The 13,026-nt window shown below is 63.2% G+C and carries 10 protein-coding genes; 4 read left to right on the forward strand and 6 right to left on the reverse strand.

Features of this window, described 5'->3' with window-relative positions:
• Positions 1 to 2 precede the first annotated feature (2 nt).
• Entirely contained in the window at positions 3 to 3,179 is a 3,177-nt protein-coding gene (locus tag EN851_RS18735) for a multidrug efflux RND transporter permease subunit (protein WP_135916320.1), read from the reverse strand.
• Positions 3,180 to 3,670: 491 nt separating this feature from the next.
• On the opposite strand from EN851_RS18735, the gene EN851_RS18745 reads away from it, so the two are divergent.
• A complete protein-coding gene (locus EN851_RS18745; protein ID WP_127278974.1) occupies positions 3,671 to 4,261 on the forward strand; it encodes a TetR/AcrR family transcriptional regulator in 591 nt (196 codons plus the stop codon).
• 305 nt (positions 4,262 to 4,566) lie between these two features.
• Here EN851_RS18745 and EN851_RS18750 read toward each other — a convergent pair whose 3' ends face one another.
• The 5 genes from EN851_RS18750 to EN851_RS18770 form a co-directional block, all read right to left on the reverse strand.
• Positions 4,567 to 5,589 (reverse strand): LacI family DNA-binding transcriptional regulator, encoded by a 1,023-nt coding sequence (locus tag EN851_RS18750; RefSeq protein ID WP_135916248.1) that lies wholly within the window; start codon positions 5,587 to 5,589, stop codon positions 4,567 to 4,569.
• 27 nt (positions 5,590 to 5,616) lie between these two features.
• A complete protein-coding gene (locus EN851_RS18755) occupies positions 5,617 to 6,408 on the reverse strand; it encodes an ATP-binding cassette domain-containing protein (RefSeq protein WP_135929804.1) in 792 nt (263 codons plus the stop codon).
• Between the two features lie 3 nt (positions 6,409 to 6,411).
• A complete protein-coding gene (locus EN851_RS18760) occupies positions 6,412 to 7,398 on the reverse strand; it encodes an ABC transporter permease (protein ID WP_135881563.1) in 987 nt (328 codons plus the stop codon).
• Between the two features lie 116 nt (positions 7,399 to 7,514).
• Positions 7,515 to 8,450, reverse strand: a complete 936-nt coding sequence (locus EN851_RS18765; RefSeq protein WP_127278978.1) for a substrate-binding domain-containing protein — start codon at positions 8,448 to 8,450, stop codon at positions 7,515 to 7,517.
• Positions 8,451 to 8,743: 293 nt separating this feature from the next.
• Positions 8,744 to 9,901: a fumarylacetoacetate hydrolase family protein gene (locus EN851_RS18770; RefSeq protein WP_135929805.1), complete on the reverse strand. Its 1,158-nt coding sequence runs from the start codon at positions 9,899 to 9,901 to the stop codon at positions 8,744 to 8,746.
• A 295-nt stretch (positions 9,902 to 10,196) separates the two neighbouring features.
• Here EN851_RS18770 and EN851_RS18775 point away from each other — a divergent pair, with 295 nt between their 5' ends.
• The 3 genes from EN851_RS18775 to EN851_RS18785 are packed head-to-tail and all read left to right on the forward strand — an operon-like array spanning position 10,197 to position 12,998.
• Positions 10,197 to 11,081: an ABC transporter permease gene (locus tag EN851_RS18775; protein ID WP_127873059.1), complete on the forward strand. Its 885-nt coding sequence runs from the start codon at positions 10,197 to 10,199 to the stop codon at positions 11,079 to 11,081.
• Positions 11,078 to 11,899, forward strand: coding sequence for an ABC transporter permease (locus EN851_RS18780; protein ID WP_189343683.1), 822 nt, complete (start codon positions 11,078 to 11,080; stop codon positions 11,897 to 11,899). Before EN851_RS18775 ends, EN851_RS18780 begins: the two co-directional genes overlap by 4 nt.
• 28 nt (positions 11,900 to 11,927) lie before the next feature.
• Entirely contained in the window at positions 11,928 to 12,998 is a 1,071-nt protein-coding gene (locus tag EN851_RS18785; RefSeq protein ID WP_135929806.1) for an ABC transporter substrate-binding protein, read from the forward strand.
• Positions 12,999 to 13,026: the final 28 nt, after the last annotated feature.

Raw genomic sequence — 13,026 nt, forward strand, 5'->3', positions numbered from 1 at the left:
TCTTATTCGGCCGCTTCCGCCAGGGGAGGGAAGGCGGGTTTGGCCGTTGGTTCAGTGTGTTGAGAGGCGGGCTCGTCGCCGCCGCGCCGTTCGCGCAGCTGTTCGATGACCGCGTAGAAGACAGGCACGAACACCAGCGACAGGACGGTCGCCGCGACCATGCCGCCAAACACGGTGGTGCCGATCGACTGACGGCTTGCGGCACCCGCGCCGGTGGCGATCATCAGCGGCACCACGCCGAGGATGAAGGCAAACGCGGTCATCAGGATCGGCCGCAGTCTCAGCCGGGCGGCCTCCATCGATGCCTCGACGATGGTGAGGCCTTCCTCGCGCCGCCGTCTTGCGAACTCGACGATCAGAATGGCGTTCTTGGCCGCCAGGCCGATCAGCATGACGAAGCCGATCTGCGAATAGACGTCGATCTGCATGCCACGCACCCAAAGTGCGGCGAACGCGCCGAACAGGGCGAGAGGCACGGCCAGCAGCACCATGAACGGCATCGCCCAGCTCTCGTACTGCGCCGCCAGGATCAGGAAGACGAAGACGATGGCGAGGGCAAACACAACCGACGCGATCGATCCAGCCTTGAGTTCCTGGAAGGTGATGCCGGTCCATTCGAAACCGAAATCCCTGGGCAGCGCGGTCGCCGCTGCCCGCTCCATGGCGGCGACCGCCTGGCCCGACGAATAACCGGGCGCGGCGCCGCCATTGATGGTGGCCGAGGCGTTGTTGTTGTAGTGCGGCACGGTTTCCGGGCCGACGAACGGCACGAGCTTGCCCAGCGTGCTGAGCGGCACCATGCCGCCGGAGGCATTGCGCACATAGAGCCGTGAAATATCGGCGGCACCCGCACGAGAATCCTTGTCGGCCTGGATGGTCACCCGGAAGGTGCGGCCGAACAGGTTGAAGTCGTTCACGTAGAGCGAGCCGAGATAGATCTGCAGCGTGTTGAAGACGTCGGGCAGGTTGAGGCCGAGCAGTTTCGCCTTGGCGCGGTCGAGATTGTAGTTGAACTGCGGCGTCGAGGTCGAGAACGGCGAGAACAGCTGCTGCGGATTGATTTCCGGTTGCTTGCGCGCCTCGGCGATCACCGCTTGCGTGGCATCGTTGAGGGCCGTGCTGCCGCGGCCGGTGAGATCCTCGACGACGAATTCGAAGCCGCCTGTCGTACCGATGCCGGGGATGGACGGCGGATCGAAGGAGAGCGCGAAGGCCTCCGGGATCTGCAGCAGCTTCATGCGCACGTCGGCGACCAACTTGGAGGCGCTCTGGTCGGGACCACGCTGTTCCCACGGCTTGAGGATGGCGAACTCGACGGCCGAATTCGACTGCGCCGCGCTGGTCAGGAAGTTCAGGCCGCTGATCGAGCCGACGATGTCGACGCCGGGAGTCGCCTGCAGGATGTCGCGCGCCTTCTGTGCCACCGCATCGGTGCGCTCCAGCGAAGCGCCGTCGGGCAGCTGGATGACGACGAAGAAATAGCCCTGGTCCTCGACCGGAAGGAAGGTCGAGGGCAGCTTCTGCCAGACGAAATAGGTGGCGACCAGGCCAGCCGCGAACAGGCCAAGCATGATCCAGCGCAGCCGGATAAGGATGCGCACGCCATGGGCATAGGCATGCGACAGCCTGTCGAAGCCTGTGTTGAACCAGCGGAACAGGAAGAATTGCGTCTCCCCGCGATGGCGCAAGAAGGCCGCGCTGAGCGCGGGACTGAGCGTCAGCGAGTTGAATGCGGAGATACCGACGGAGATCGCCACCGTCAGCGCGAACTGGTTGTAGAGCTTTCCGGAGACACCGGGAATGAAGGCGACCGGCACGAAGACCGCCATCAGCACCGCGGTGGTGGCGATGATCGGGCCTGTCACCTCGGCCATGGCGGCTTTTGTCGCCGCCAGTGGTTTCAGCCCGGCCTCCAACTGTCGCTCGACATTCTCGACCACGACGATGGCGTCGTCGACGACCAGACCGATCGCCAGCACCATGCCGAGCAGCGAGAGCATGTTGAGCGAGAAACCCATCATCTCCATGATGACGAGCGTCGCCACCAGCGACACCGGAATGGCGATGGTCGGAATGATGGTCGTGCGCCAGCTCTGCAGGAAGATGAACACCACCGCCACGACGAGCACCAGGGCTTCGCCGAGCGTGATCAGCACGTCATGCATCGAGGCCGAGACGAAGCGCGTCGTATCGTAATGCATGGCATAGTCGACGCCCTTGGGAAAACGCGCCGACAGTTCCTGCATCTTGTCCTTGACGCGCTGCTGCAGATCGAGCGCGTTGGAGCCCGGCATCTGATAGACGGCGAGCACCACGGTTGGGTCCTTGCCGAAGAAGGCCGAGGACGAATATTGCAGGGCGCCAAGCTCGATACGGGCGACGTCGCGCAGTCGCACCAGCGAACCCGTATCCGTGTTGGCACGCACGACGATGTCGCCGAATTCCTTCGGATCGCTCAACCGGCCGACGGCGTTGACCTGCATCTCGAAGGCGGTGCCGGCGGGCGCCGGCGATTGGCCGATCTTCCCGGCCGCCACCTGGACGTTTTGCTCGGCGATGGCGTTCTGGACGTCGACCGCGGTGATGCCGAGATTGGCGAGCTTGTCCGGGTCGAGCCAGACGCGCATCGAATAGCGCCGTTCGCCGAAGATCTGCACGTCGCCGACACCCGGCAGCCGCTTCAGCGGATCCACCACCTGCAGATAGGCCAGGTTGGAGAGCGCCACCGGGTCGACGGAATGGTCGGGCGAGGTCAGGTTGACGATCAGCACGAAGTTCGGGTTCTGCTTCTTGATCGTCACGCCGCCCTGGTTGACGATCGCCGGCAGCGAGGATGCCGCCTGCGAGACGCGGTTCTGGACGTCGACAGCGGCGGTGCTCAAGGAATAGCCGACATCGAAGGTGATGGTGATGGTCGACGAGCCGTCATTGGAACTCGTCGACGACATGTAGGTCATGCCTTGCACGCCGTTGATCTGCTGCTCCAGCGGCGTCGTCACGGTGTCTGCCACCACTTGCGCGCTGGCGCCCGGATAGTGGGCACTGACCACGACCTGCGGCGGCGTGATGTCGGGAAACTGCGAGACGGGCAGCAGGAAATAACAAATCGTCCCGGCGAGCACCATGATGATGGCGATCGCAGAGGCGAAGATCGGACGATGGATGAAGAAGTTTACCACGACACGCACGCCTCTCCAGCCGCTCTTACCCGCCCGAAGGCGTTGGCGACCCTGGACAACTGGCCATGCCCGTCACGGGACATTTCCCGTGAACGCAGCAATGGCACCCCGCGACGCTGCCCATCGGCAAGCGAGCGCAACATGTTCTCGAAGGCGCGGGGGTCGACCCCATCTGCTTTCATGACCAGCCGGATCATCGGATCCCGGACGGCCTCATCTATGGTAAGATCGCGGCGCTGTGGCATTGGCCGGCTCCTTGTCTGTCGATTCGCAGCCCATGCTCACGAACCGTTTTTCATCTCTTCACCGGCCGAAGCCGCATGATTGGCAATCTTTTCGTCCATCTCGATCTGGTAGGACCAGTTCACGACCTTGTTATTGACGACGGACGCTATAGGTGTTACCAGTAAGTAACATTCTGGAAGTTACAGACCGGTAACACCCTAGTCAAGAGGTGGCCGAGGGTTTTTTGGAAACGAAAGGAGATCATGATGACAGACGGCGTCGTGGAGCGCTCTCGTCCCCGGGATCGGATTCTGGAGACGGCGCGTGACATGTTCCATAAGCACGGCATCAAGGGCGTCGGCGTCGACGCCATCACCGAGGCTGCCGGCACGAACAAGATGACGCTCTATCGTCACTTCGAGTCCAAGGACGAACTGATCGTCGAATGCCTGCGCGCCAACGCCTTGAAAGCCGGCGCGATGTGGGAAACGTTCGAGGCCGAGCATCCGGGCGACAAACTCGCCCAGCTTCATGCCTGGGTTCGCAAGGCCGCCGCCATGCTCAACACCGATGGCCGCGGCTGCGACATGGCCAATGCCGCCGCCGAACTGACCGAACCTGATCATCCGGCAAGACGCGTGATCAAGGAGCTCAAGGAAGCCCAGCGCGAACGCCTGGTCGGGCTCTGCCGGGATGCCGGTATCGGCCAGGCCGAACTTCTCGCCGATACGCTGTCGCTGCTGTTTGAAGGCGCGCGTGTCAGCGTGCAGACCGTAGGCGCCGAAGGCCCCAGCACGCAGTTCGTGCGTATGGCGGAAGGGCTGATCGTTTCCTTCAGGGGAACTGCAGCAAACTGACACCTGCCGGACTGCCAACGATCCATGCGATTCCGTGACCGGGAAGCACCGGGTGGCGTGGCGGCGTCGCGATTGCTGCCGATCGGAACGAAAAAAGCCCGCTGCCGGGAGGAGGTGGCAGCGGGCTCGATTTCGAATGTGGCGCGGGAGGAGGTGCGCCCCATTCAGCGTCGGCATCGCATCTGGGAGGAGTAGATGGCCGACAACCAGAAACTACGAATTGCCCAATGATTCGGCAACAATGAATTGTGCATAGCTGCTGTGCAGATTCGCCGTGGCGCCGCGCGAATTCGGGAAAGTGGGCCTCACTGCACCGGCACGTTTTCCCGGAAAATCAGTCGCGGCTCGATGAATTTGCGTGTGAGATAGGGCGCCGATGAGGCGATCGAGCCGAGCAGTTGGATGACCGACTGCTCCGCGATCAACCTGGCGTTCTGGTCGATGACGACGTCGGTGAGGTCGTCGACGAGATAGCCGCGCGTCTCCCTCGTCAGGTCGTGGCAGATGAACACCGGCTTGCGGTTGGGCCTGGCTTCCCGGATCGCCTTGGCAATGCCGGAGCGCCCGGCGCCGACGCAATAGATGCCGAGCAGTTCCGGTTCGTTGCGCAACGCCTTCATGGTTTCCGCATAGCTGGCATCGGGTTCGTCATTGATCTCGACGGCGCTGCTGACGGTGAGATTGGGAAATTCCTCGCCGAGCACCGAGCGGAATCCCATCTCGCGCTCTTCATGGCCGCGATAGGAGCGCGAGCCGACGACCATCGCCAGCCGCCCCTCGCGTCCGCCGAGGAAGCGTCCCATCAAAAGGGCCGCCGTCCGTCCCGCCACGCGGTTGTCGATGCCGACATAGGCCGAGCGCGGTGCGGCCGGAATATCGGATACCAGCGTCACCAGGCGGATGCCGGCCTCGACGATGTCGCGCAGGATGTTGCGTGTCCTGGGATGATCGACCGCGATGACACCGACGCCGTTGGCGCGCAGCGACAATTTTTCGACCGCTGTCTGCAGGGCATTGGGCGAGATGCCGGCAAGATTGTGGATCCGGCAGGATGCCACCAGCGGCAGGCGTGAGGCGTAGTCCTCGATATGCTTTGCCAGATCCTGCATGAAGGCGTTGCTGCCGATCGGCAGGAAGAATTCGAGGTTTGCGGGCTTCGAGGGAAGCGTCACCTGGTCGGCGACAGGCAGATAGCCGAGCTGCTTGGCGGCCTCCATGACGCGTTGCCGGTTGGCGGCACTCGCTCCGGGCCGATTGTTGAGCACCCTGTCGACCGTGGCGGTCGACAGCCCGCAGGTCCTGGCGATGTCGGAGACGGTGGCCTTCATGCCGCGACCCTATATGCCGATGCTCCCTCAGTGCCCCGGCTTGCCATCGGCGAGGGCGTCGCGGATGTCCTTGTCCGACATGCCGGTGATGATGCGTTCGACTTCCGTCACGGTTGTCGTCTTTGGATCGATGTCGTCGGCGACCACCTTGCCCCTGCGCATGACGACGATGCGGTCGACCACCTGGAAGACATGGTGGATGTTGTGCGCGATGAAGATGCAGGAGTGGCCAGAATCGCGCGCGTTGCGCACGAAGCTCAGCACGCCTTGTGTTTCGGCGACGCCGAGATTGTTGGTCGGCTCGTCGAGGATGATCAGGTCGCTGTCGAAATGCATGGCGCGCGCGATCGCGACCGCCTGGCGCTCGCCGCCGGAGAGCGAGCCGATCGGCGTCGTCGGCGGGATGTTCTTGGAGATGCCGACCTGTTTGAGCAGATCGCGGGCGACCGTGTTCATCGCCTCCTGGTCCATGCGGTTGAGGAAGCGCGGCGGCTTGATCGGCTCACGTCCCAGGAACAGGTTGCGCGCGATCGACAATTGCGTGACCAGGGCGGAGTCCTGATAAATGGTCTCGATGCCGTGGGCGATGGCATCGCTGGTGCTGCGCAAGGCGACCTTCTTGCCGCGGATGAAGATGTCGCCGCTGGTCAGCGGCACCGCGCCGGAGAGAACCTTGATCAGCGTCGATTTGCCGGCGCCATTGTCGCCCAGCAGGCCGACGATCTCACGCTCGTTGACATGGAAATTGGCGTCCACCAGCGCCTGCACGCGGCCATAGGACTTGCGGATGTTCTGCATGCGGATCAATGGCTCGGCCATGGTTCAAGTCCCCGCCTGGTGCCGGCGTTCCAGCCACGAATGCAACGCCATCATGCCAAGGATGATCGCGCCGATGAAGATGTTGTAGGCAAGCCCGGGCACGCCGATCAGCACGATGCCGTTGCGCATGACGCGCAGGATCAGGATGCCGAGCACGGTGCCGATGATGGTGCCGCGCCCGCCGGTCAGCGCCGTGCCGCCGATCACCACCATGGCGATCACCTCCAGTTCGTAGCCGGTGCCGCTGTTGGGGTTGGCGGCGGATGTGCGCAGTGAGGAAATGACGCCGGCAAGCGACGCCATGAGCGAAGACAGCACGAACAGGCCGACCTTGACGCGGTTGACATTGACGCCACGGGCGCGCGCCGCGTTGGGATTGCCGCCGGCCGCCTGGATCCAGTTGCCGGTCCGGCTTTGCGTCAGGACATAGCCGAGGGCGATCGCGGCGGCGATGAACCAGAACAGCGACATGTAGATGCGGAACGGGCCGATGAAGAAATCGCCGACCAGCGCCTCCGCCAGCCAGCTGCCCTCGGCGCTCCAGGTGCGCTGCGGAAACCCGTCGGTGATGAAAAGCGCGCTGCCGCGCACCACCAGCAGCATGCCGAGCGTCACCAGGAAGGACGGGATCTTGAGCCGCGTGACGAACCAGCCATTGACCAGGCCGATCAAGGCGGCAACTACCAGCGCGACGACGAAGCCCATCTCCAGCGAGGTGACGCCGGCATTGAACAGCGTCCACATCAGCACCGGCGAGAAACCGAACAGGGACCCGACGGAAAGGTCGAATTCGCCCGACGTCATCAACAGCGTCATCGCCAGCGCGATCAGGCCGAGCTCGACGGTGAAGGCCAGCGTGTTGGAGATGTTCTGCGGCGACAGGAAGTCGTGGTTGAAACCCCAGAAAACGGCGATCTCGGCGATGAGCAGAACGAAGGGTCCGAATTCCGGCCGCGCGATCAGGCGTTGGATGAGCGAATGATTTTCCACTGGGAACCCGCGACATGGTTGGAACGGGCCGCGACCTCCACCGCATCGGGTGGACATGCCGCGGCGCAGGAAGATAGCTGGCGCCGCGCGAGACGCGCGGCGCCAGGGATCGCGGATTATTTGCCGGACAGGATCTTGTCGTAGACCGCCGCGGTGTCCTTCTCGTAGAGCGCGCCGGTGATGACGTTGAAGCCCGGGGGAATGCCGCTGGCCGCCATGTTGGCGAGCGACAGCGCGACGTAGCTGGTCGCCTGCGGGTCCTGCCACTGGCCGGCATTGACGTAGCCGTTCAGCACTTCCTGGGTGGTGTCGAGCGAGTTGCCCCAGCCGACGACCGGGATTTCGCCCGGCTTGACGCCGACCTGGTCGAACACGCGCTTGATCGAGCCGGTGACGAGGTCGCCCAGGCCGATGATGGCGTTGACCTTGCCCTTGTGGGCGGTGAGGTAGTCGACCATGCGGTTGATCACCTCGGCCTGGTCGAGCGTCGCTTCGGTCACCTCATAGGTGATGCCGAGCGGGCCGAAGACGCTCTTGATGCCTTCCTCTTCCTGCACGCCATAGGTGGCGCCGGGGATCTCGACCGGCATCCAGACGAAGTCGCCCTTCTTCACGAGGCCCTTGTCGACCAGGTACTGCGCCCAGTGCTTGCCGAAGGTGACGTTGTCGCCGCCGACATAGGCGTTGAAATTGGCCTTGGGATCGGGCGTGTTGAAGTTGATGATCGGGACGTTGGCCGCGCGCGCTTCCTTGACGATCTCGACAAGGCTGCCCGGATCGGGGCTGGTGGTGACGATGCCGTCGGCCTTGGCGGAGAGGGCGGCGCGGACCGCTTCCTGCTGCGAGGCCACGTCGCCATTGTGGAAAGAGGTGTTGACGGTGTTGCCGGTGTCCTTGGCCCATTGCTTGGCGCCGGCGAGGAAGTAGGTCCAGACCGGGTCGGCCGGCCCGCCATGTGAGATCCAGTAGAACGTCTTGGCCTGCGCGGCTGCCGGAATGACCGTCAGCGCGACCAGCAGGCCGTAGAGCACAAGTCTTAGTCTCGTCAGCATGTGATTTCCTCCCGGTTGAAGATGATCCGTCCCTTGTTCCGGCTTCGGCCGGATTGCGTCTTTTGCCAGCGCCGCTCGGATGCCTAAGAGCATTCCCTTTTTCGGCGGATGGCAAGCCTCCATCTGCAGATGTAGTTGGCGCCTGACACGGCGCCATCAACGACCCCATCAGATCGCATCAGTTGGGATGATTTTTTCCAGGCAGTCGGATGATTGTCGCCGAGGCGCAGCCCGGCGGACTGTCCCGATCATGTTTGGGCGGTCACTTGGGACGAAAGTCCCTGAAGAACCACTTAGAGCAGGCCGGCTTTGGCGAGGTCGCGCATCAAATGGCTGGCGCCGTAGGTCCAGTGCGGGCAATCGGGCGACAGCCGCACGCGGTTGACCAGCGCGCCGAATTTTTCCGACGAGATGGTGACGATGTCGCCGACCTTATGCGTGAACCCCTTGCCCTTTTCGCCGCGATCCTTCGATGGCACGAACATCGTGCCGAGATACAGCGCCAGCCCGTCCGGATACTGGTGGTGCGGCCCCATGGCCGCGGCAACCAGTTCCTCCGGCGAGCGGCTGATCTCGGCCATCGAACTCGCCCCCTCCAGCGAAAATCCGTCCTCGCCCTCGACCTTCAGGCGCACGACGGCCTGCTTCACCTCGGCGATGGAGAACGTGTCGTCGAACAGCCGGATGAAGGGGCCAAGCGAAGCCGAGGCGTTGTTGTCCTTGGCCTTGCCGAGCAGCAGCGCCGAGCGCCCTTCGACGTCGCGCAGATTGACGTCGTTGCCGATGGTGGCGCCGACGATCCTGCTGCTCGAGGCGGCGATCATGGCGATCTCCGGCTCCGGATTGTTCCAGGTCGACACCGGGTGGAGGCCGACATCGGCGCCGAAGCCGACCGAGGCCATGGGCTGGCACTTGGTGAAGATCTCGGCATCCGGGCCGATGCCCACTTCCAGATATTGCGACCAGGCGCCGCGCGAAATCAGCTTGGCCTTGATCTCCATCGCCTCGGGCGAACCGGGCTTGAGCTTGGAAAGGTCATGGCCGATCAGGCCGGCAATGTCGGCGCGTATGGCGTCGGCCTTTTCCGCCGAGCCGCGGGCCTGTTCCTCGATCACCCGTTCGAGCAGGCTGACCACGAAAGTGACGCCGGATGCCTTGATCGCCTGCAGGTCGACCGGGGACAGCAGAAAGGGTTTTGCCGGATCGCGCGTGGCTTCGAAACTGTTGGCCGCGAGGTCGCTGACAGAACCGATGGGAGTGCCCTTGGCCGAGCCCACATGGCCGGCCGGATCCGCCAACTCGCAGACGTCACGGACGGTAGGCGCCGCGCTCGAGGTGATGTCGAAGACGGTGCCGTCACGCACGGTGACCACCATGGGATGGGAGACATCGCCGCTCCTGGCGCGCCCGACAAACAGGCCTTCGGAGGGCAGATGTGTCGGATTGGTCATGAGTTGGGTTCCTCGAATGGATCGAAAATTCTGGCCGGATCGGCGCGGCACTTTCACCGGATTCCACTCAAAGGTCTATCCCGTCCGGGGGCAAATTCGAGCTGCCATAACCGGTTCTTCATTGAAGCCGTTCCTTCAGAAATGTGAAATCCGCGTCGGGTTTTATTGCTGACGGCAACTGTACCTCAAATGCGAGATCGCCGTTCACAGCAGCGCAGTACTCTGAATCCGCTTGACAGTTTCACAAATATGAAAAATCCTTAGTCAATTTCAAAATCCTGGGACGGGCAGGTCGATGTCGACCCTAGTTGCAGCACATGTGCCAGAGACCCGGGCTTCATCGGGCTTCCGGTTCGCCATGTTGCTGCCCGGCGCGCTGGTCACTTTCCTGCTGATCCTGTTTGCGCTTGGCCTGGTGCTTTTCCTCGCCTTCCGCGGCAATGACGGGTCGCTGCTTGGCGCCGGCTTCAGCCTGGCCAACTTCATCACCGTGGTTTCCGATCCGCTGTACTGGACGGTCACGCTGCGCTCGCTGATCATCGCCGCGCTGGTCACGCTGGCCACGGTCGTAACTGCTTACCCCGTCGCCTACTATCTTGCCTTTCACGCCGGCCGGCGACGCGGTCTGCTGCTGTTCCTGGTCACGCTGCCGTTCTGGACCAGCTATCTCCTGCGTGTCTTCGCCTGGAAGATCGTGCTGGCCTACAATGGGGTGTTGAATTCGGCGCTGATCGAAAGTGGCATCTGGTCCGAGCCGACACTGGCCTTCCTCAACACGCCGGCCGCTGTCGTCGTCACGCTCGCGCACGCCTATGCGCCGTTCGCCATCCTGCCGATCTATGTGGCGCTGGACACGATCCCGAAATCGTTGATCGAGGCCGCTTCCGATCTGGGCGCGAGGCCGTTCACTTCCTTCCGTCGGGTCGTGTTGCCCAATTCGATGCCGGGCGTGCTGGCCGCCGCGCTTGTCGTCTTCGTGCCGACGGTCGGCGACTATGTCACGCCGGCCATGGTGGGCGGTCCGGCCAGCACCATGATCGGCTCGCTGATCCAGTCGCAGTTTGGCAAGGCCAATGACTGGCCGTTCGGCGCAGCCCTTTCGGTCTGCGTCATGCTGGTCATCCTGCTCGTGGTACTGGTCGCGCGCGGCGCGGACCGCCGGTTTGGCAGCCGCACATGAAAACAGGGCGCGCCAGCATGAAACGGGATGGCCGCTGGCTCGGCCTCTATGTGCTTGCCTATCTGATCTTCCTTTATCTGCCGGTCCTGCTGATCCCGCTGTTTTCCTTCAACGATTCCATCCAGGCCGCGTTTCCGCTGCAGGGCTTCACGCTGCAATGGTATGCCACGCTCTACGGCAATCCGGCACTGTCGGGTGCGCTCGTCAACAGTCTCGTCATCGGCGCCATCGCGGCCTCGGGCGCCACGCTGTGCGGCATCACCGTGTCCTATATGGATCTCTATGGCCGCTCTCCTTTGGCCGCCACCATCAGCGCCATCGCACGGCTTCCGATCCTCATTCCTGGCGTCATTGTCGGCATATCGCTGCTGATCCTGGTCAACCTCGTCGGGCTCGGACCGTCGCGTGTCGCCATCGTGCTCGGCCATATCCTGGTCGCGTTGCCGACCACCGTGGTCGTCATGCGCAGCCGTTTCGCCGCCATCCCCAGGACCGTTCGCGAGGCGGCGCTCGACCTCGGCGCCTCGGACTGGATGACCTTCCGGCGCGTCATGCTGCCGCTCAGCCTGCCGGCCGTGCTGTCGGCCTTCATGCTCGCCTTCCTGATCTCCTTCGACGAGTTCATCGTCGTCTTCTTCCTGGCCGGCACCGAGCCGACACTGCCGCTCTACATCTGGAGCCAACTGCGCTTTCCCCGCTCGCTGCCGACCGTCATGGCGCTCGGGACGGTGATTCTGGCCGTGTCCTTCATCATCGCTGGCACCGCCGAAATCCTGCGCCATCGCGGGCTTGGCGCCGTACGCCGCAATCCAGCCTGAAGCACAACAACGAGAGAGGAGAACGAAGATGACATTCCACCTGAAATCGGTGTCGGGACACAAGGTCCGCGCCGGCCTCGCGGCACTTGCGCTCGCACTGTCGTCGACCGTGGCGCTCGCCGCCGAGAAGCTGCAATACTTCACCTGGTCGGGCTATGAGTTGCCCGATTTCAACAAGAGCTTCCTTGCAGCGCACCCCGATGGCGTCGAGGCCTCGATCTTCGGCGACGACGATGATGCCTTCACCAAGGTCAAGGCCGGCTTCCGGCCCGACATCGCGCACCCCTGCTATGACAAGGTGGCGCGCTGGAACAAGGAAGGCCTGCTGCAGCCGATCGACACCAAGCGCATCAAGAACTGGGATTCGATCTTCCCGGTGTTCAAGAACCTGCCCGACCTGCAGGCCGGCGACGGCAAGGTCTGGATGGTGCCATGGGACTGGGGTAACACCTCGATCCTCTACCGCACCGACCTAGTGAAGAACCCCGAAGCGAGCTGGAACCTTCTGTGGGACAAGCAATATGCCGGCCGTATGGCGACCATCGACGCCGTGCATGACACCCCGATTGTCGCGGCTCTTCTGGCAGGCGTGAACCCCTTCGACATGACACCGGAGCAGATGGACAAGGTCGCGGCAAAGCTGCGCGAACAGCGCCCGCTGCTGTCGAGCTACACCACCGACATGACCTCGGTCGAGCAGGCCCTGGCCAGCGGCCAGTTGGTCGCCGCCATGACCTGGAACGCGTCGGCAACCTCACTCAAGAAACAGGGCGTGCCGGTCGAGTTCATGAAGCCGAAGGAAGGCATGCTGACCTGGGCCTGCGGCTTCGTCATGCTGAAGGACGCCAAGAACGTCGATCTCGCCTATGACTTCATCAACAGCCGGCTCGACGCTGACTCCGGCAAATTCCTGATCCAGTCCTACGGCTATGGCAGCTCGCTCGGCACCGCTTTCGCCGGCGTGCCGAAGGACGAATTGGAGAAGCTGCAACTGCCGTCCGACCCCGAGGTGATGCTGAAGAGCACGATCTTTACCGGGCCGATGAAACAGAACGACGATATGGCGAAGATGTTCGAGAAGGTGAAGGCTGGCGGGTAAGCTACGGCCTTCCCTTCTCCCCTTGTGG

The organism is Mesorhizobium sp. M8A.F.Ca.ET.208.01.1.1 (assembly GCF_004791315.1).
Lineage (GTDB): Bacteria > Pseudomonadota > Alphaproteobacteria > Rhizobiales > Rhizobiaceae > Mesorhizobium.